Below are 18165 nucleotides of genomic sequence, written 5' to 3' on the forward strand. Positions count from 1 at the left end.
AGCCTCAGTAGACGAGCCCGACGCAAGCCCCCGACCCGAGCGTCGCGAGCGTGCCCGCGACGATGCCCTTCGGGGCGAGGTCCAGCACGTCGCGCCGCCTCGAGGGCTCGAGGGCGGAGAGCCCGCCGATGACGATGCCGATCGAGGAGACGTTGGCGAAGCCGCATAGGGCGTAGATCATCACCAGCTCGGAGCGGGGGTCGAACGTACCAGGTTCCGACCCAACGAGCGCGATGTAGGCCACGACCTCGTTCACGGCCGTCTTGATGCCCATCAGCTCGCCCGCGTCCATCGCCTCGCCCGCCGGGATGCCGGCGAGCCAGACGAGCGGCGCGAAGAGCCAGCCGAGCATCCGTTCGAGCGTCAGCGGCGCGCCGTTCACGTCCGGCAGCCAGGCGCCCATGATGATGTTCAGGAGCCCCACCAACGCCACGAAGGCGAGAATCGCGATGATGATGTTCGCCCAGAGCTTGCCGCCCTCGGTCGCGCCGGTGACGAAGGCATCCATCGTGTCCTCGTACTCGAACCCCTCGCCGGCCGCTGCCGTGGTCGCCTCTTCGCCCTCGCGCGGGGGCACCATGATGCGGGCGAGGAGCAGACCGCCGAGGACGGCGATGATGGAAGCGACGATGATGTGGCCGAGGACGTCGGGCCGCAGGGTCCCCAGGATCGTCGCGTAGAGAACCATCACCGTGCCCGCGACCGTGGCGTAGCCGCAGGTGATGACGGCGAAGAGCTCTGCGCGTGTGAGGCTCGCGAGGTAGGCGCGGATGAGAAGGGGCGCCTCCGTCTGACCGAGGAGGACGTTGGCGGACGCCGCTAGGCTGACGGCCCCACCGGTGCCGAGGACCCGGGAGAGGACGAGCGCGAAGCCGCGAATGACGAGCTTGAGGATCCCCCAATGCCATAGGACCGCCGAGAGCGCGGAGACCACCACGAGGAGCGGCAGCGCCTGGAAGGCGAAGACGAAGAGAAGGCCTCCATTCTCGCCCGTGACGGCGAAGGGCGTGTCCGTCGAGCCGACATAGCCGAACAGGAACTCGGTCCCTTGCTGGGTCGCGGCGGAGACGGCTGCGACGAGTCCGTTCAGCGCGTCGAGCGAGTTCCGCGCCGCAGGCACGCGCAGGAAGAAGGCGGCGAGGACGATCTGAAGTGGAAGGGTGATCGCCACCTGACGCCAGGGAAAGGCGCTCTTTCGTTCGGAAAGCGCCCACGCGATCCCGCAGAAGGCGAAGAGCCCGAGAACGCTTTGCAGCCGTGGTCCGATGGCGGTGAAGTCCATGCGTCGCGATCCCTGCCCTGAGACTCCAAGGCCTCTAGCGGGCTCGGCGACGAAGGTCACGCGTTTGAGAGCGAGAAGGCGTCGGGGGGCGGTGCGGCCGGAACGGCCTCAGTCCTGCTCCTCGTAGAGGAGGATGTCGCCGGGCTGGCAGTCGAGCGCCCGGCAGATCTTCTCGAGGGTCGTGAAGCGGACCGCCTTCGCCTTGCCGGTCTTGAGGATCGACAGGTTCGCGATGGTCACGCCGACGGCGTCCGATAGTTCGGTCAAGGACATACGCCGTTCGGCGAGCATCCGATCGAGATGGACGGTGATGGCCAAGGCGGGCGCGTTCCTTTCATTCCGGTAACACCCAGGTGTCGCGGAAGTGCCGCGCGCCCGCAAGGTGGCCATCATCACTAGATGAGAACATTGAGATCGTTCACGGCGCCGATCATGGCAACTCCGATGAAGATCGTCGCGACCGCCGGCAGGACCCGGGTAACAAGGCCCGAGGTGATCGCGGAGAGCTTGAACGGCGACATTGGAATGTGGTCCTTTCTTCTAAGATCCGAAGGCCGGCCAATCCGTCCTTCGTTGCTATTCGATATGGAATTGCCGTTTCTCGATAAAAGAGGGGGCGGATGAAAAATTCGCACACGCGTCGTTTCGAAGGGGACCGCCTCGTCCTCGCCAGCCACAACCGGGGGAAGCTCGCAGAGCTGCGCGCGCTCCTGGATCCGTTGGGAATCAGCGTGCTGAGCGCTGCCGACGCCGGGCTCGAAGCCCCCGACGAGACAGGCGAGACCTTCGAAGAAAACGCAGCGCTAAAAGCTCGCGCGGCGGTGGAGGCGACCGGCCAGCCCGCCTTGGCGGATGATTCGGGCCTCTCGGTCGACGCGCTGGGCGGGGCGCCGGGCGTCTACTCCGCCCGCTGGGCTGCGCCGGACGGCGACCATTCCCCCGCGATCGCCCGCGTCGAACGGGAGCTCGGTGAGCAGGACGGGACGGCACGGTTCGTCTGCGTTCTCGCCCTCGCTTGGCCGGACGGCCACGTCGAGACGGCGCGAGGCGAGTGCCATGGCCGCCTCGTCTTCCCGCCGCGCGGCGAAGGCGGCTTCGGCTACGACCCCATCTTCGTCCCCGAAGGCGCCGAGCGGACCTTCGGTGAGATGGGCCCCGACCAGAAGCGCGCCTTCTCGCATCGCTCTCACGCGATGACGGCAATGATGGAGAAGGTCTTCGTGCCCTCGTGAGTCCGCCCACCGGCCTTTACGTTCACTGGCCCTACTGCGCCCGCATCTGCCCCTACTGCGACTTCAACGTCGTCCGGGCGCGCAGCGTGGACGAGGAGGCGTGGGCGAAGGCCTTCGAGGCGGACCTCACCCACCTTCTGGCCCGCTTCGGACGCCGCCCTCTCGTCAGCCTCTACCTCGGCGGCGGCACCCCGAGCCTGATGTCCGCGAATCTCATCGGCCGGATCAGGGAAGCGGCCAACAGGCTGTTCGGCCTCGAAACCGGCGCAGAAGTCACGTTGGAGGCGAACCCGAACGACGTGACGGAGGCGAGCGTCGCCCAGTGGCAGGGGGCCGGCGTGAACCGGCTGTCGCTCGGTGTGCAGAGCTTCGACGACGCCAGCCTACGCTTCGTCGGCCGCGATCACGACGCCCGCGCTGCGCGCCGAGCGGTGGATCTCACCTTGCGCGTCTTCGCGCGATCGAGCTTCGATCTCATCTACGCCCTCCCCGGCCAGACGTCCGATGACTGGGAAACCGAGCTCAAAGGAGCGCTCGCGACGGGGGCACGGCACCTGTCGATCTATCAGCTGACGGTCGAGCCCGGCACGGCCTTCGGCCGCCAAGTCGCACGCGGCGAGTGGGCGCCGCCCGGCGAAGGTCTCGATGCCGACCTCTACGAGTTGACCCATGACGTCACCACGGCGGCGGGACTGCCGCCCTACGAGGTGTCGAGCCACGCCGCGGCGGGGAACGAAGCGGTGCATAACGGCCTCTACTGGACCGGTGCGGACTGGCTCGCCATCGGACCGGGCGCGCACGGACGCCTGACGACGCCTCAGGGGCGCGTCGCTACTGAAGGCACGCGCAACATTCATGCCTACCTCGACGCACCGTCCCGGCAGCGCCTGCGCGAGGAGATGCTAGACGACGGCGCCGTGCTGACAGAACGCGTCTCGGCGGGCCTGCGCCGCGTGAAGGGAATCGAGATCGCAACGCTCGGTCCCGCCGCGCCCCGCCTTCTGGACGCAGCGAGGCCGTGGGCCGCCGAGGGGTTGCTCGAGATCGTCGACGGTCATCTCATGGCGACGCGGACAGGGCGACAGGTCCTCGACGCCCTTCTCGCCGAGATCCTCTAGGCGGCGCCGCGCGCCTTCGCCTTTTCGCCCGTCGTCCACTGATCGATGACCGCGATCAGGTCCGCGGGGTCGAAGGGCTTCGACAGAAAGTCGTCCATGCCGACCTCGAGGCAGATCTCGCGGTCAGTCCGCATCGCGTTCGCCGTCAGGGCGATGATCGGCAGGTTCGCGTCCTCGCCGCCCGCCGCGCGGATGCGCTTGGTCGCTTCGAGCCCGTCCATGACCGGCATGTGCATGTCCATCAGCACGAGGTCGTAGGGCGCTTGCTCCAACGCCTCGATCGCTTCGCGCCCGTTACCGGCGACGTCGACGTGATGCCCGGCGCGCCGGATGATCGCCGTCGCCAGGACGGCGTTGATCTGATTGTCCTCTGCCAAGAGGATTCGCTTCTTGTCGCCCGTGGGCTTCGCAGCCAGCGCTGGAGCGTCGAGGCGTGCGGGTTCGGTCGGCTTGTCGGGCACAGCATCCCTTGTCGAGAGCCTCTCGGCCAGGCTCGCTTGGCGGATTGGTTTGATGAGGTAGCCGTCGAAGCCGGCGCGCCGGAACGCTTCGAGGCGACCCCGCGCGACGGGGGACAGCATGACGATCGCGCGGCTGGCCAACTTTGCGAGGCGCTGACCGGCGACGGCTGCGATCGGCAGATCGCATAGGAGGATCGCGCCGGGCGACCGCTGCAGATACTTGGCCGCCTCGTCGGCGTTTCCGGCGATGTCGAAGCCGCCGACGCCGAGAGCCCTGAGCTGAAGGCTCAGGATGCGCGCGAGGATGTCGCTCGTGGTCGCGACGACCACGGGCGCGCGCGGAGGCGTCGTTACGGGTTGGCGGGCGTTCCCTTCGGCCATGAGTGGCACCTCGAACGCGAAGGTGCTGCCTTGTCCGAGCGTGCTCTCGACCGTCACGTCGCCGCCCATGGCGCGGACGATGCGTCGTGCGATGGAAAGGCCCAGCCCCGTTCCTTCGTGCGCCCGAGCCCTCGTCTCGTCGGCCTGTGCGAACTCCTCGAAGATCGTTTGGGTGGCTTGCGGCGAGATGCCGATGCCCGTGTCGCGCACCTCGACCCGCAAAGAGTGCCGTCCGTCGCCAAGGGCCTTCGACTTCACCTCGATCGAGACGCCGCCTTCCTCGGTGAACTTCACGCCGTTGCCGCCGAGGTTCAGCAGCACCTGACGCAAGCGTCCCTCGTCCCCGCGCAGGCGCGCGGGCACCTCGGGACTGACATAGGCTGCGATCTCGAGGTCCTTATGAGCGGCCCTCGGGCTCAGCAGCTCGCTGACCGACTGCACCAGCCCCGCCGGGTCGAAGACGTGATCGTCGAGTTCGAGGTGCCCCGCTTCGATCTTAGAGTAGTCGAGGATGTCGTTGATGAGGCCGAGCAGCGCCGACCCTGATTCGCGTACCGCCTCCGCATAGGCCGTCTGGTTCGCGTCCAAGCCGGTATCGAGCAGCAAGCCCGTCATGCCCAGGATGCCGTTGAGCGGCGTGCGCATCTCGTGGCTCATCGTCGCGAGGAAGCGCATCTTCGATTCGGAGGCGTCGGCGGCGGTCTTGGCGAGCGCCTTCAGCTCGCGCCATGCGGCCCGGTCGCGCGTGACGTCCAAGCCGAGATAAAGCGTGCCCGTACTCAGACGGGAGCCGCGCCACTGGATGAGCTGCATCCCCTCGCCGGCGTCGAGCGCGGTGGTGAAGTCCTCGATGTGACGGTGACCGTCGATGCGCTGCCGACGCGTGATCTTCAACGGCGCGGGCACACCCTGTGCGCCGAAGACCTCGCCCTTGAGGCCGGCCATGACCGTGCCGAGGGCCCACGTCTCGGCGCCCATCCGGACGATCCGGTCCTCCTCGTCCGTCAGAATCGACAGCAGGGAGAGGGAGTCGAGAAGGTCTTGGCTAGGCGTCATTCGGGCACCGTTGAACGTCCGCCACCCTTCGCAGGGACAGCTTACGTTTTGGTTGCCCGAGGCTAAGCCGAAAGCGTCCGGCCGGTCGTCGGAACCCCCGGTTCATGCCGCCTGAAGCTGATCGCCTCCGCGACGTGACGCCTTAACACGGCATCGTGACCCTCTAGGTCGGCGAGCGTCCGAGCGACCCGCAAAGTCCGGGTATAGGCCCGGGCGGACAGGGACAGCGCTTCGCAGGCGCGCACGAGGAGCGCTGCCCCCGCTTCGTCCGGGGCGGCGTGCCTGGCGAGCGCGGTCTCCCCGAGGTGGGCGTTGAGAACGCCTTCCTGGCGTCCGAGTTGCGCGGCTCGAGCCTTCGCGACGCGCGCCGCGACGATTTCGGTCGTCTCGCCGTCCGCGGGCCGGGCGAGGTCCAGGGCGGAGACGGGCGGCGTGTCGATGGCGAGGTCCATCCTGTCCAAGAAGGGTCCCGACACCCTGGACTGGTACTTCGCTTCGCAGTTCGGCCCCTGCCCGCAGGCCCGCCCGGACGCCTTGCCGTAACCGCAGCGGCAGGGGTTCATGGCCGCGACGAGCTGGAAGCGAGCCGGATAGCGGACATGCGCGTTCGCCCGGGCGATCATCACGTCGCCTGTCTCCAGCGGTTGTCGCAGGCTGTCGAGAACGCTCGCCGAGAACTCGGGCAGCTCGTCGAGGAAGAGGACCCCGTGATGCGCGAGCGAGGCCTCGCCGGGCTTCGCTCGCATCCCGCCGCCGACCATCGCCGCCATGGAGGCGGAGTGGTGCGGCGCGCGGTACGGCCTGATTCGCGACAGCCGGCCTTCGTCGATGAGGCCCGCGACCGACTGCACCATCGAGACTTCGAGCATCTCCTTCGGCGTCAGGGGCGGCAGGAGACCCGGCAGGCGGGCGGCCATCATCGACTTTCCCGACCCGGGCGGGCCGGTCATCAGAAGGTTGTGCCCGCCGGCCGCCGCGACCTCGAGCGCGCGCTTGGCGGTCTCCTGCCCCTTCACCTCGCGCAGGTCCGGCACGGCCGCGCCCGCCTCGAGCGGACCCGGCTCCGGCGCGCTCAGGACCTGAGTGCCCTTGAGGTGGTTCGCGAGTGCGATCAGCGAGGCGGGCGCGAGGACGCTCGCGCCGTCGCCGGCCCAAGCGGCCTCCGGCCCCGACCTCTCCGCGCAGATGAGGCCGAGACCCAGGCCGTTCGCGGCGACCGCGGCCGGAAGCGCCCCAGCGGTCGGCTCGATCCGTCCATCGAGGCCGAGCTCGCCGATGACCGCGTAGCCTTCGGCGGCGTCGGCCGGCAGCGCCCCCATCTCGACCATCAGGGCCACCGCGATCGGCAGGTCGAAGTGCGAGCCTTCCTTTCGCAGGTCGGCAGGCGCGAGGTTCACCGTGATGCGCTTCGGTGGCAGGCCGAGGCCGATGGCGCTGAAGGCGGCGTGGATCCGCTCGCGCGACTCCGACACCGACTTGTCCGGCAGGCCGACGATGAAGAAGTTCGGGTTCCCGCCCGAGAGCTGGCACTGCACCGAGACCGGCTTCGCCTCGACCCCCTCGAACGCGAAGGTTGTGACCCGCGTGACCATGATGCCCCCGAAGACTGCCCCGGCGCAGCTTGGGCGCGCTTCGCCGGATCAGACAACCCCGGCAGGCACTTGTGCCGAAACGCGACGCTTCAGAACGGCAGGTCGAGCCGCTTCTTCGGCTTGATGCCGCGCGACCTGATGCGCGATTCGAGCAGCGACTCGTAGACGTCCTCGGCTTCGAACGCCGCGCGCCCCGCGTCTTCCTCGTCGTCGAGAAGAACGATCACGGCGACCATGCTCCTGAAGCCATATCGGTCGCTGAGCGTGCCGTCGATGTCGGCCTCCGACCGCGCCTCGAGGAGGGCCGCGTAGCTACCGATCCAGCGTGCCTCGGCGACCGAGAAGTCGGGCACGAGACGCAGCCGCGCTTCGTCGTAGTCGACGAAGGTGATGGCGAAGCGCGGCGCCTCCGCGCGCATCGCCTCGCCGGCTGCGCGCGTCAGCAGCGCGAGCTCCATGTCATCGGTCGAGTGAATCAGGGGCGTGCTGGCCGAGACGCGAAGCGTGCTCGAATCGACCTTCGTCACCTCGGTGAGGCTCACCACCTGCCGCCAAGCGCGGCTGCGGACTTCGGCTTCGGGGTTCGGCCCTGTCGTACAGGCGCCGAGGGCGAGCAGAATCAGGGCAGCGCGCAGCCACATAGAAGGCCTCGTAGCGGTTCGTCCCGGGCTTCTCGCGCATGGGAGTTAAGGTTTCCATCCCCATGGCGAGGCGGCGGGACCGAGCCGATCCGCCGCGTGGTAGAAACGCGCGTCGCCCCTACCTATGAAGCAACCCGAAGGAGATCCGAATGCTCGGCGCCCTGCAGTACGTCCTCATCCCGCTCGCCATACTCGCGGTCACCGTGTTCCTGGTGCTCGGGATCTACTCGCTCGCCAAGGGCGGTGACTTCGCGAAGAACAACTCGAACAAGCTGATGCGCGCTCGCGTGGCGGCCCAGGGAATCGCGATCGCGCTCCTCGTGCTCTTCGCCTACCTCGTCTCGCGCGGAAACGGCGCATAAGGGAAACGGCATGGTCCTTCTGAACAAGATCTACACCCGCACCGGCGACGCGGGCGAGACCGGCCTCGTCACTGGAGACAGGCTTTCCAAGACCCATCCGCGGATCGAAGCCATCGGCGCCGTCGACGAGCTGAACGCGGCTCTTGGGGTCGCCCTCTCGGCGGTGAAGGATGAGGATCTGCGCGGCGTCCTCCTCGCCATTCAGAACGACCTCTTCGACCTCGGCGCGGACCTGGCGACGCCCAAGACGCTGCGCGGTGAGCTTCGCCTCGCCGAGGCACGCGTCGCGCGCCTCGAAGAGGCGATCGACGGACTCACCGAGGCGCTTCCCCCGCTCGAAAGCTTCGTCCTGCCCTCGGGCCCGGGGGGCGCCGGCGCCCTCCACCTCGCGCGCGCCATCGCGCGCCGGGCAGAGCGCATGGTCTGGGCCGTCGGGGCGCTGCCGGGCGACGAGGGACACCTCTCGGCGCCGGTGCCCCGCTACCTCAACCGGCTCTCGGACTACCTCTTCGTCGCCGCCCGAAAGGCGAGCCGGGATGCCGGCGGCGAGGTGTTGTGGGTCCCCGGCGGCGGATCCGACGACGAGTGAAGCGCGCCTTCGCCGTCCTTCTGATCGCCGCCTGCACGCCCGCTTCCGCCTTGCCCCCGCCCGACCCCCCGGCACGGCAAGCGCGTGGAGGCAGCCCGCTCGACAAGTTTCCGGGGCCGCAGGACGGCTTCATGATCCGGCTCCAGTCTCTCTGCACGGGCACCGAAGCCTACGGGACGGAGGACGGCACCACGCTGCGCCGTATGGGTTGCCGCATCGAAGCCGGACATCTCGAGGAGATCGAACTCGCCGTGGTTCGCGCTGAGAGGCGCCCCCTCGCGCCCAAGCTGGGGCGTGCCGGTATCGGCCTACACCTCGAGGTCACGGCGGCGAATGAGACCGTCTTCTCGGACCACGCGAAGGGGCGTGGCACGTTCACTCGGCAAGCCTTCGGCCCCGAAGAAGCCTGGGCTGTCGAGATCGTACCTGGCGACAGCCTCAGCCTGACTGGGCCCGAAACGCAGCTCTTCTTCGGGCTCGGTGGGCGCTAGGCCGCGTAGCGACGCTGAACGTGGAAGAAGGTCCGGACCATGACCCGGATCACGGGCGGCGTGTCGATCGCCAGCTTGCGGGACATCGCCTCCGGCGTCAGGGCGAACGCCCCCTCCTCGTCGATCGTCGCGCAGCCCATCGACCACTCGCCAAAGGACCGTTCGGGCACCACGCCGTCAAAGAGGACTTGAACGCCGTGATGACGCGTATCCGCCTTTATTCGGCGCAGAACGCGAGCGAGCGACTTCTCCTCGCCCTCGAGGACCTGAAGGAAGCTGCCGGAATCGAAGAGCAACACGCCGGTCACGTCGTCTCGTGCGTTGTTGCGGCGGGAGACGGCCAGCACCTCGCGAAGCGCTTCCTCGCTGAAGCCTTTGATGGCGGAACTCGTGTAGACGACCGATCGATACATGATGCCCCATCCCCAGGAAAACTTTGGCGAAAACTCCGGCCCGCACCTTAAGAAACGCTTTCGAGATGCGTGACTTCGCCGCTTCGTGAACCCTGCCCGCAAGGATTGAAGGGCGCGGCGGCCCTCCCTACTGTCCCGGCAAAACAGATCAGGAGCGCTCGCATGAAGGTCCTCGTGCCCGTCAAGCGCGTGGTCGACTACAACGTGAAGGTCCGGGTGAAGCCCGACCAGAGCGGCGTCGACCTCGCCAACGTCAAGATGTCGATGAACCCGTTCGACGAGATCGCCGTGGAGGAGGCCGTACGCCTGAAGGAGGCCGGCACAGTGGAGGAGATCGTCGTCGTCTCGATCGGGCCCGAGAAGGCGCAGGACCAGATCCGCCAGGCGCTCGCCATGGGCGCGGACCGGGGGCTGCTCATCACGGCAGAGGGCGAGGTCGAGAGCCTCGCCGTCGCGAAGCTCCTCAAGGCCGTCTGCGAGGAGGAGAAGCCCGACGTCGTGCTCCTCGGAAAGCAGGCGATCGACGACGACCGCAACCAGACGGGCCAGATGCTCGCGGCGCTGATGGGTTGGTCCCAGGGGACCTTCGCCTCGAAGGTCGAGAAGGACGGAGACAAGCTGCACGTCACGCGCGAGGTGGACGGCGGGCTTCAGACGATCGCCCTCTCCCTCCCCGCGGTCGTCACGACCGACCTCCGCCTCAACGAGCCGCGTTACGCTTCGCTGCCTAACATCATGAAGGCGAAGAAGAAGCCGCTCGACAAGAAGGCGGCTTCGGAGTTCGGGGTCGACCTTACGCCCCGGCTCGAGACCCTGAAGGTCACCGAGCCGCCCAAGCGCGAGGCCGGCATAAAGGTCGAGAGCGTCGAAGAGCTCGTCGACAAGCTGAAGAACGAAGCGGGGGTCCTCTAAATGACTGCACTCGTCATCGCCGAACATGACGGCGAGCACCTCTCGGATGCTACCGCGAAGACGGTGACCGCCGCGACCAAGCTAGGCGGGGACGTCCACGTCCTCGTCGCCGGACCAGATGCCATCGCGCAGGCCGCATCGAAGCTCGGCGGCGTCACCAAAGTCCTGCACGCGGGCGACGACGCCTACGCGAAGCAGCTCGCAGAGCCCATGGCCGCACTGATCGTCGGCCTTGCCGGCGACTACGATGCGATCCTCGCGCCAGCGGGCACGGACGGAAAGAACTTCCTGCCCCGCGTCGCGGCGCTCCTAGACGTGATGCAGATCAGCGCCATCACCGGGGTCGAGGGGCCGGACACCTTCCTGCGTCCAATCTACGCGGGCAACGCGGTCGCGACCGTGAAGTCGTCCGATGCGAAGAAGGTCATCACCGTTCAGGCGACCGCCTTCGAAGCGCCGTCCGGCGAGGGCTCCGCCCCCGTCGAGCCCGTCGGCGAAGGCGTCGAGCTTCCGTCCGTGTCGGACTTCGTCGCGGAGGAACTCACCCACTCGGACCGGCCCGAGCTTCAAGGCGCGAAGATCGTCATCTCGGGCGGCCGTGCGCTCGGCTCGACCGAGAACTTCGAGGAGTACATCTTCCCGATCGCGGACAAGATCGGCGCCGCGGTCGGCGCGTCCCGCGCCGCGGTCGATGCGGGCTACGTCCCCAACGACTATCAGGTCGGCCAGACCGGCAAGGTCGTCGCACCCGACCTCTACATCGCGGTCGGCATCTCCGGGGCGATCCAGCACCTCGCGGGCATGAAGGACTCCAAGGTCATCGTCGCGATCAACAAGGACGAGGAGGCGCCGATCTTCTCGGTCGCCGATTACGGCCTCGTCGCGGACCTCTTCGAGGCGCTGCCAAAGCTGAAGGACGCGCTCGGGGCGTGAGGCCTCACGTCACGGCCGGGACCAGGAACCTGGCCACGGCCGTGATGATCAGGATGCCGATGAGGTTGAGGCGAAGGCCGATCCTCGCCATCCGGGCGATCGACAGCTCCCCCGTCGCATAGGCGATGGCGTTCGGCGCCGTCGCCATCGGGAACATGAAGGCGCAGGTCGCCGCCAAGGCAACCGGCATCGCGATCTCTTCGGCGACCAGGCCCGCCCCCGCCGCCATGGCGACGATTACCGGCGTCAGCGCCGCGGCCGTCGCGACGTTCGAAGTCAGCTCGGTCGCGAAGATGACGAACGTCGTCAGCACCAGGATGACGAGGACCGCGGGCAACGAACCGAGCCCGACGAAGCCCGACGCCATCGCCGCGCCGAGGCCCGTAGCCGTGACGGCCGACGCCAGGCTGAGCCCGCCGCCGAAGAGGAGGACGACGCCCCAGGGCAGGCGCACGGCCCCCTCCCAGTCGAGGAGCGCGGTGCCCCGCTCTTTCATGCTGCCGGACGGCACGAGGAAGACGGCGATGGCGCCGGCGACGGCGATGCCGGCGTCTGACAGACCGGCAAGAGGCGCGACGCCGCCGATCTCGACGCTCTGCAGGACGCCGCGGGCGATCCAGAAGAAGGCCAGGACACCAAGGACTATCAGCGTGCGCCGCTCCGGCACCGACCAGGCGCCGAGCGCGGCGAGCCGTTCCCGCACCAACGCCCTCGCCTCTCCTCCGTGAGCCGCGTGCTGGACGCCGCGTAGGCGACTGAGGACGAGGTAGGCCGCGCCCAGAAGAAGCGCCACGGTCGGTACCCCGAACGCCATCCAGGCCGGAAAGCCGATGTGGCCGTGCCCTGCCGCTTCGAGGCCACCGAGCACGATCAGGTTCGTGGGCGTGCCGATGGGGGTCGCGAGCCCCCCGATCGACGCGCCGTACGCCACGGCCAGGATCAACCCTACCGAAAGCGGATCGGACGCGCCCCGCCGCGCGCCGAGCGACGCCGCTACGGACAGCGCGACCGGCATCAGCATGATCGTCGTTGCCGTGTTCGATATCCATGCCGAGAGAAGCGCGGAGGCGCAGAGGAAGCCCGCAATCATCCCCCGCGCGCCCGCCCCGGCCCGGCTGACCGTCAGAAGCGCGAGCCGCTCATGCAGGTTCCACCGCTCGACCGAGCGCGCGACGATGAAGCCGCCGAGGAGGAGGACGATGATCGGGCTGAAGTAGGGCGCCGACGCCTCCCCCATCGAGGTCACCCCGAAGAGCGGCAAGACGACGAGCGGCGAGAGCGAAGTGATGGGGATCGGGATCGCCTCGAACACCCACCAACAGGCCATCAGCGCCAGGAGCGCCAGGATGACCCGTGCGTCGAAGCTCAGCTCGCCCGGCAGCGGCAGGAGGAGGAGCGTGACGAACGCCGCGACACCAAGCACGAGGCCGAGACCCCGAGCGGTCCGATCAGACTGGCCGCCGGTTCCGTCAGCCTCCTCCCCCACTCGCGAACGACCTCAGTTCCCAGGCGCGTAGGGGAAGCTCTGCGCCTTATACCAGGCGAGGTCGTGCTCGGGCGGCCGCGCCCCCTCGGGCAGATCCAGGCCGTTCACGCTCTGCCAATAGGCGATGGACGCGTCGCGCCACCAGCGCGCTTCCTTCTCCTGGATGGCGAGGAAGTCCGCCGTCTGCGCATAGCGATCTTCGTCGATCTTCCCTTCGAGGCCCGCCCAGGTCTCGCGCATCGCCTGTACCTCAGCGACGCCGCGATCGTAGTGGGCGACGAGCGACTGCCAGAGGGTGCTGCCATCCTTCACCTCGTGATCCCACGGCACACGGTGGAACCACAGAAGCAATTCTTCCGGCGTCGTCTCGACCTCGTTCCACTGCGATGCCAGCGGCTCGTGGTATTGCGAGACCGCGTCCGACCCGCTCTCGGTCCGGTCGAAGCCGACCGCGTCCTTCGTGGCGCGGTGATAGTAGTAGGGCGTCCAGTCGGCACGGCCGAGGTCGTCGACCCACGGCGCGGGACCGTAGTGATGTCCCGTGCCCATGAGATGCGTGAGGCCGAGCGGCGTCATGTAGTCCACGACGGCCTCGCGCGAACGCATCATCATGCCGACGATCCGATCCACGGCCTCGGCGTCGTCCGTGAACGTCTGGCGTACCCAGTCACGCGCGATCGCCTCGGGCTCCGCCTTCGGGTCCCAGGCGAGCCGTCCGAAGGCGTACCAGTTGGCCTGCGCGAACTGGGAGCCCGACCAGTTCCGGTCCGTCCCGATGTTCGCGACGCCCGCCAGGCCGTCCACCCTGTCCGCGACCAGGCTGTCCTTGCCGCGCGCGTGCGTGTCCGCCGTCAACGCCTCGGACCAGAGGGGACCGAGGTAGGAGAGGTGCGTCGCGAACCCCAGGTACTCCTTGGTGATCTGAAGCTCCGCCAGGAGCGGCGTCTTCGGCATGGCGCCGAAGAGCGGCGAGAAGGGCTCGCGCGGCTGGAAGTCGAGGGGACCGTTCTTGACCTGCACGAGGACGTTGTCCGCGAACTTCCCGTCGAGGGGGACGAACTCCGTGTAGGCCTGCTTCACGCGGTCCTCGGGCTCCTCCGCCGAGTAGACGAAGGCCCGCCACATGACGATGCCACCATGCGGTTCGACGGCACGCGCGAGCATGTTGGCCCCATCCGCGTGGGTCCGGCCGTAGTCCTGCGGTCCCGGTTGGCCTTCGGAGTTCGCCTTGACGAGGAAGCCGCCGAAGTCGGGGATCGCGGCGTAGATCTCGTCCGCCTTCGCCTTCCACCACGCGGCCACCTCCCCATCGAGCGGGTCGGCCGTTTCGAGCCCGCCGATCTCGATCGGGGCGGAGAACCGCGCGGTGAGGTAGACCTTGATGCCGTAGGGCCGGAAGACGCCTGCAAGCGCCGCAACCTTCTCGATGAAGGGCGGGGTCAGCACGGTCGCGTCCGCGTTCACGTTGGTCAGTGAGACGCCGTTGATTCCGATCGACGCGTTCGCGCGGGCGTAGTCCGTGTAGCGCGGATCGAGGTAGTCCGGCAGCAAGTGCCAGTTCCAGATCGACTCGCCCGAATAACCACGCTCCACGTGCCGGTCGAGGTTGTCCCAGTGGTTCAGGAGGCGGAGCCGCTTCGCCGGCTGCTCGGTCAGACCGTCCTCCGGCATCGCCTCCCCGGTCGAGACAGCGCGGATCAGCCGATAGGTGCCGTAAAGAGCGCCGACGTCGGAGCGAGCGGTGATGACGTAGCCCTCACCGTCCATCGCGATCCTGTACCCCTCCTCGCCGACGTCGCGCTGACGGGGCAGTCGCGGCGAGCCCTCACCGCGGCAGGAAGACGTTGCGAAGCGGACGGTTCCGTGCGGCAAGGCGGCCGACAGTTCGTCCCGAGCGATCGTCAGGGTCTCGCTCGGCTCGTCGCAAGGAAGCGTGACATCGGCACCGCCGCCCTCGGCTCGCAGCCAAAGGCGGTAACCATCCTCGGCCCCAGCGCTTCCCCCTACGCCGAACAGAAGCACCGTCACGGCGCCCAGAGCGCCCAGAACTCGACCCATCGATCCTCCCACGCGTCGCTCCGCCTCTTGTCGGGCGGGTGATGGTGGGCGGTGAGAGGCTCGAACTCCCGACATCCTCGGTGTAAACGAGGCGCTCTACCAACTGAGCTAACCGCCCTTCGTCCCGTCGGTAGCGCGTCGGGACGTAAGGTTCAACGCGACGGGACGGGCTTACTCGTCTTCCGGGGTTTCCGGTGCTGCCTCGGAAGCCGGCTCAGTCATCTGTTCCAACGGCGCCTCGGTTTGAGGCGCTTGGGTTTGAGGCGCCGCGTCGGGCGCGTCCGAGCCGATCGCGTCGAGAAGGTCGCCCGAGTTGACCGCCCCAGGCACCACGGTCCGGCTCGGCTGCTCCTCGCCGGTCAGCTCGCGCAGGATGTCGCTCTGGTCCGTGCCGCGGTCGGCGGTCAGGGCCAGCAGAAGCGAAGAAGCGAAGAAGATGGTCGCGAGCACGGTCGTCGTGCGCGTCAGCGCGTTGGCCGCGCCGCGCCCCGACATGAAGCCGCCGCCCCCGCCACCGCCCATGCCGAGCGCGCCGCCTTCGGACCGCTGCAGCAGTACGACGATCACGAGCGCGACGACGATGAAGGTGTGAATGGCGAGGAGGATTGCGGTCATGGCGCTTCGAAGTTCCGTTCGGGAACGCGCGACCTAAGCCCCGGGGGGCGGGGACGCAAGGCCGAGGGGAGCGCCCAACCTTGCGACCATGATCGAAGCGCCGGGCGCATGGCCCGGCGCTTCGAGGTCGTTACTTGGCCAGGTCGAACCGGTCGGCGTTCATGACCTTGACCCATGCGGCGACGAAGTCACGCACGAACTTCTCTTTCGAATCGTTCTGCGCATAGACCTCGCAGAGCGAGCGAAGCTGAGAGTTCGAACCGAAGATCAGGTCCACCCGGCTCGCCAGCCAACGCTCCTGTTCGGTCGCGCGGTCGGTGCCGATGAACTCCTTGTCCTCTTCGGTCTTCGCCTTCCACGCCGTGCCCATGTCGAGCAGGTTGACGAAGAAGTCGTTGGTCAGCTGGCCCGGACGGTCGGTCAGGACGCCGTCCTTCTTGCCGCCCTGATTGGCGCCGAGAACCCGAAGACCGCCGACGAGGACCGTCATCTCCGGCCCACCGAGGCCGAGCAGGGTCGCCTTGTCGACGATCAGCTCCTCGGTCGGCACGGTGTGCGTCGCATGGACGTAGTTGCGGAAGCCGTCGGCATGCGGCTCGAGCGCTTCGAAGGACTCGACGTCCGTCTGCTCTTGCGTCGCGTCGCCTCGGCCGGGCGCGAACGGCACCTCGACGTCGTGACCCGCATCCTTGGCCGCCTTCTCGATCGCGGCCGAGCCGCCGAGGACGATGAGGTCGGCGAGCGAGACCTTCTTGCCGCCCTGCGCCTTCCCGTCGAAGTCAGCCTTGATCGCTTCGAGCTTGGAGAGGACGGCGGCGAGGCGCGCCGGGTCGTTCGCCTCCCAGTCCTTCTGCGGCGCGAGGCGGATGCGCGCGCCGTTGGCGCCGCCGCGCTTGTCGGACTGACGGAAGGTCGAGGCCGACGCCCAGGCGACGAAGACGAGGTCGGAGACCGAGAGGCCCGAATCCAAGATCTGCGACTTCAGCGCCTTGACGTCCGCGTCGTCGATCAGGGCGTGATCGACGGCGGGGATCGGGTCCTGCCAGATCAGGTCCTCTTCCGGCACTTCGGGGCCGAGGTAACGGACCTTGGGGCCCATGTCCCTGTGGGTCAGCTTGAACCAGGCCCGAGCGAAGGCGTCAGCGAACTCGTCGGGGTTGGCGAGGAAGCGGCGCGAGATCTTCTCGAACTCGGGATCGACCTTCAGCGACAGGTCGGTCGTCAGCATCATGGTCGGGACGGGTTTGTCCTCATGCGCGTCGGGCGCCATGTCCTCGGGCTTGATGCCCTTCGGCGCCCACTGCCACGCGCCGGCGGGGCTCTTCGTCAGCTCGTACTCGTAGTCGAAGAGCTGGTGGAAGTAGCCCATGTCCCACTCGGTCGGCTTGGCCGTCCACGGACCTTCGAGGCCCGAGGTGATGGTGTGACCGCCGCGGCCCGTGCCGTGGGTCGAGGTCCAGCCGAAGCCTTGGCCCGCGATGTCCGCGCCCTCGGGCTCGGCACCGACGAGGCTCGCATCGCCCGCGCCGTGGCACTTGCCGAAGGTGTGGCCGCCCGCGATCAGCGCAACGGTCTCCTCGTCGTTCATCGCCATGCGGCCGAAGGTGACGCGGATGTCGTGCGCGGCGCGCGCCGGGTCCGGCTCGCCGTCCGGGCCTTCGGGGTTCACGTAGATGAGGCCCATGTTCGAGGCCGCGAGCGGGTTCTCGAGCGCGCGGTCGCCCGACCAACGGTCGTTATTGCCGAGCCACTCGGCCTCGGTGCCCCAGTAGACGTCACGCTCGGGCTCGTAGATGTCCTCGCGGCCGCCGCCGAAGCCGAAGGTTTTGAAGCCCATCGATTCGAGTGCGACGTTGCCGGTCAGCACGAGGAGGTCGGCCCAGCTGAGCGCGTTGCCGTACTTCTGCTTGATCGGCCACAGGAGCCTGCGCGCCTTGTCGAGGTTCGCGTTGTCCGGCCAGGAGTTCAGCGGCGCGAAGCGCTGCGCGCCGGAGGACGCGCCGCCCCGGCCGTCCGAGACGCGGTAGGTCCCCGCCGCGTGCCAGGCCATGCGGATGAAGAACGGGCCGTAATGTCCGTAGTCGGCCGGCCACCACTCCTTCGAGTCGGTCATCAGCGCGAGCAGGTCCTGCTTCACCGCCGCGTAGTCGAGCGTGCTGAACGCCTTCGCGTAGTTGAAGCCTTCATCCATCGGGCTGGGCGAGACGCCGCCTTGATGAAGGATGTCCAGGTCCAGGGCCTTCGGCCACCAGTCCTTGTTCATCCGGCCCTTCAGGCGGGCCGGCTTGTGAATCACGGGGCACCTTGCTTCGCCGTCCATGATATCCTCCGTCTCAGTGTGAAAGCTTAGATCGAGATGCTGGGAGGGGCTGCGTGCTTGGCGACGGCAGGCAGGCATCGACCCACCCGCTTGCGGGGCGGAGACATGACCGTTCGCTCGCGATCCGGTCCAAACCCGTGCCCTTCCTCATGCTGCCCCCAGGCTAGGCCCAACGCTACTGACGGAAAAGCGGATCATGCACATGCGCAGTATCGATTTAGTC

At 68.1% G+C, this 18165-nt stretch carries 18 protein-coding genes and 1 tRNA gene; 7 read left to right on the forward strand and 12 right to left on the reverse strand.

Annotation, left to right across the window (positions count from 1 at the left end):
• Nucleotides 1–4 precede the first annotated feature (4 nt).
• The 3 genes from GGQ59_RS12035 to GGQ59_RS15255 all read right to left on the reverse strand — a co-directional run bounded on the left by GGQ59_RS12035 (nt 5) and on the right by GGQ59_RS15255 (nt 1803).
• Nucleotides 5–1282, reverse strand: coding sequence for a NupC/NupG family nucleoside CNT transporter (locus GGQ59_RS12035; protein WP_183818926.1), 1278 nt, complete (start codon nt 1280–1282; stop codon nt 5–7).
• A 108-nt stretch (nt 1283–1390) separates the two neighbouring features.
• Nucleotides 1391–1600, reverse strand: a complete 210-nt coding sequence (locus GGQ59_RS12040) for a helix-turn-helix domain-containing protein (protein ID WP_183818928.1) — start codon at nt 1598–1600, stop codon at nt 1391–1393.
• Nucleotides 1601–1677: 77 nt separating this feature from the next.
• Nucleotides 1678–1803 (reverse strand): hypothetical protein, encoded by a 126-nt coding sequence (locus GGQ59_RS15255; RefSeq protein WP_281373843.1) that lies wholly within the window; start codon nt 1801–1803, stop codon nt 1678–1680.
• A gap of 99 nt (nt 1804–1902) precedes the next feature.
• Here GGQ59_RS15255 and rdgB point away from each other — a divergent pair, with 99 nt between their 5' ends.
• Both rdgB and hemW read left to right on the forward strand, forming a co-directional pair.
• Nucleotides 1903–2514, forward strand: a complete 612-nt coding sequence (gene rdgB / locus GGQ59_RS12045) for an RdgB/HAM1 family non-canonical purine NTP pyrophosphatase (RefSeq protein ID WP_183818930.1) — start codon at nt 1903–1905, stop codon at nt 2512–2514.
• A complete protein-coding gene (gene hemW, locus GGQ59_RS12050; RefSeq protein ID WP_183818932.1) occupies nt 2511–3632 on the forward strand; it encodes a radical SAM family heme chaperone HemW in 1122 nt (373 codons plus the stop codon). Before rdgB ends, hemW begins: the two co-directional genes overlap by 4 nt.
• Here hemW and GGQ59_RS12055 read toward each other — a convergent pair.
• The 3 genes from GGQ59_RS12055 to GGQ59_RS12065 all read right to left on the reverse strand — a co-directional run bounded on the left by GGQ59_RS12055 (nt 3629) and on the right by GGQ59_RS12065 (nt 7763).
• Complete coding sequence (locus GGQ59_RS12055) at nt 3629–5530, reverse strand: response regulator (RefSeq protein ID WP_183818934.1); 1902 nt, start codon at nt 5528–5530, stop codon at nt 3629–3631. The genes hemW and GGQ59_RS12055 overlap by 4 nt on opposite strands.
• A 62-nt stretch (nt 5531–5592) precedes the next feature.
• A complete protein-coding gene (locus GGQ59_RS12060; protein WP_183818936.1) occupies nt 5593–7122 on the reverse strand; it encodes a YifB family Mg chelatase-like AAA ATPase in 1530 nt (509 codons plus the stop codon).
• An 89-nt stretch (nt 7123–7211) separates the two neighbouring features.
• A complete protein-coding gene (locus tag GGQ59_RS12065) occupies nt 7212–7763 on the reverse strand; it encodes a hypothetical protein (RefSeq protein ID WP_183818938.1) in 552 nt (183 codons plus the stop codon).
• A gap of 149 nt (nt 7764–7912) precedes the next feature.
• Between GGQ59_RS12065 and GGQ59_RS12070 the strand changes: the two genes are divergently transcribed.
• The 3 genes from GGQ59_RS12070 to GGQ59_RS12080 are packed head-to-tail and all read left to right on the forward strand — an operon-like array spanning nt 7913 to nt 9205.
• Nucleotides 7913–8125: a twin transmembrane helix small protein gene (locus GGQ59_RS12070; protein WP_183818940.1), complete on the forward strand. Its 213-nt coding sequence runs from the start codon at nt 7913–7915 to the stop codon at nt 8123–8125.
• A 10-nt stretch (nt 8126–8135) separates the two neighbouring features.
• Entirely contained in the window at nt 8136–8714 is a 579-nt protein-coding gene (locus tag GGQ59_RS12075; RefSeq protein WP_183818942.1) for a cob(I)yrinic acid a,c-diamide adenosyltransferase, read from the forward strand.
• A complete protein-coding gene (locus tag GGQ59_RS12080; RefSeq protein ID WP_183818944.1) occupies nt 8711–9205 on the forward strand; it encodes a hypothetical protein in 495 nt (164 codons plus the stop codon). Before GGQ59_RS12075 ends, GGQ59_RS12080 begins: the two co-directional genes overlap by 4 nt.
• On the opposite strand, the gene GGQ59_RS12085 is transcribed toward GGQ59_RS12080, so the two are convergent.
• A complete protein-coding gene (locus tag GGQ59_RS12085; protein ID WP_183818946.1) occupies nt 9202–9618 on the reverse strand; it encodes a BLUF domain-containing protein in 417 nt (138 codons plus the stop codon). The genes GGQ59_RS12080 and GGQ59_RS12085 overlap by 4 nt on opposite strands.
• A gap of 162 nt (nt 9619–9780) precedes the next feature.
• On the opposite strand from GGQ59_RS12085, the gene GGQ59_RS12090 reads away from it, so the two are divergent.
• Together GGQ59_RS12090 and GGQ59_RS12095 are read left to right on the forward strand one after the other, a co-directional pair.
• Nucleotides 9781–10530 (forward strand): electron transfer flavoprotein subunit beta/FixA family protein, encoded by a 750-nt coding sequence (locus tag GGQ59_RS12090; protein WP_183818948.1) that lies wholly within the window; start codon nt 9781–9783, stop codon nt 10528–10530.
• The gene (locus GGQ59_RS12095) at nt 10531–11463 is read left to right on the forward strand and encodes an electron transfer flavoprotein subunit alpha/FixB family protein (RefSeq protein ID WP_183818950.1); all 933 of its coding nucleotides are present in this window, start codon (nt 10531–10533) and stop codon (nt 11461–11463) included. It begins immediately after the preceding gene.
• A gap of 4 nt (nt 11464–11467) precedes the next feature.
• On the opposite strand, the gene GGQ59_RS12100 is transcribed toward GGQ59_RS12095, so the two are convergent.
• The 5 genes from GGQ59_RS12100 to katG form a co-directional block, all read right to left on the reverse strand.
• Nucleotides 11468–12949 carry a DASS family sodium-coupled anion symporter gene (locus tag GGQ59_RS12100; RefSeq protein WP_183818952.1) on the reverse strand — a complete coding sequence of 494 codons (1482 nt, stop codon included), beginning with the start codon at nt 12947–12949 and terminating at the stop codon, nt 11468–11470.
• A 12-nt stretch (nt 12950–12961) separates the two neighbouring features.
• Nucleotides 12962–15007, reverse strand: a complete 2046-nt coding sequence (locus GGQ59_RS12105; protein WP_183818954.1) for an alpha-glucuronidase — start codon at nt 15005–15007, stop codon at nt 12962–12964.
• Between the two features lie 42 nt (nt 15008–15049).
• Nucleotides 15050–15125, reverse strand: a tRNA-Val gene (locus tag GGQ59_RS12110).
• Nucleotides 15126–15178: 53 nt separating this feature from the next.
• A complete protein-coding gene (secG, locus tag GGQ59_RS12115) occupies nt 15179–15622 on the reverse strand; it encodes a preprotein translocase subunit SecG (protein ID WP_183818956.1) in 444 nt (147 codons plus the stop codon).
• A gap of 130 nt (nt 15623–15752) precedes the next feature.
• Complete coding sequence (katG, locus tag GGQ59_RS12120) at nt 15753–17942, reverse strand: catalase/peroxidase HPI (RefSeq protein ID WP_183818958.1); 2190 nt, start codon at nt 17940–17942, stop codon at nt 15753–15755.
• Nucleotides 17943–18165 lie beyond the last annotated feature (223 nt).

The organism is Parvularcula dongshanensis (assembly GCF_014199615.1).
GTDB lineage: Bacteria > Pseudomonadota > Alphaproteobacteria > Caulobacterales > Parvularculaceae > Parvularcula > Parvularcula dongshanensis.

Bases quoted from the DNA above. Each gene is read 5' to 3' on its own strand.
- GGQ59_RS12035 (WP_183818926.1), bottom strand. From the start codon at position 1,282: ATGGACTTCACCGCCATCGGACCACGGCTGCAAAGCGTTCTCGGGCTC.
- GGQ59_RS12065 (WP_183818938.1), bottom strand. From the start codon at position 7,763: ATGTGGCTGCGCGCTGCCCTGATTCTGCTCGCCCTCGGCGCCTGTACG.
- GGQ59_RS12055 (WP_183818934.1), bottom strand. From the start codon at position 5,530: ATGACGCCTAGCCAAGACCTTCTCGACTCCCTCTCCCTGCTGTCGATT.
- rdgB (WP_183818930.1), top strand. From the start codon at position 1,903: ATGAAAAATTCGCACACGCGTCGTTTCGAAGGGGACCGCCTCGTCCTC.
- GGQ59_RS12095 (WP_183818950.1), top strand. From the start codon at position 10,531: ATGACTGCACTCGTCATCGCCGAACATGACGGCGAGCACCTCTCGGAT.
- GGQ59_RS12090 (WP_183818948.1), top strand. From the start codon at position 9,781: ATGAAGGTCCTCGTGCCCGTCAAGCGCGTGGTCGACTACAACGTGAAG.
- GGQ59_RS12075 (WP_183818942.1), top strand. From the start codon at position 8,136: ATGGTCCTTCTGAACAAGATCTACACCCGCACCGGCGACGCGGGCGAG.
- GGQ59_RS12070 (WP_183818940.1), top strand. From the start codon at position 7,913: ATGCTCGGCGCCCTGCAGTACGTCCTCATCCCGCTCGCCATACTCGCG.
- GGQ59_RS15255 (WP_281373843.1), bottom strand. From the start codon at position 1,803: ATGTCGCCGTTCAAGCTCTCCGCGATCACCTCGGGCCTTGTTACCCGG.
- GGQ59_RS12105 (WP_183818954.1), bottom strand. From the start codon at position 15,007: ATGGGTCGAGTTCTGGGCGCTCTGGGCGCCGTGACGGTGCTTCTGTTC.
- secG (WP_183818956.1), bottom strand. From the start codon at position 15,622: ATGACCGCAATCCTCCTCGCCATTCACACCTTCATCGTCGTCGCGCTC.
- katG (WP_183818958.1), bottom strand. From the start codon at position 17,942: ATGGACGGCGAAGCAAGGTGCCCCGTGATTCACAAGCCGGCCCGCCTG.
- GGQ59_RS12060 (WP_183818936.1), bottom strand. From the start codon at position 7,122: ATGGTCACGCGGGTCACAACCTTCGCGTTCGAGGGGGTCGAGGCGAAG.
- GGQ59_RS12085 (WP_183818946.1), bottom strand. From the start codon at position 9,618: ATGTATCGATCGGTCGTCTACACGAGTTCCGCCATCAAAGGCTTCAGC.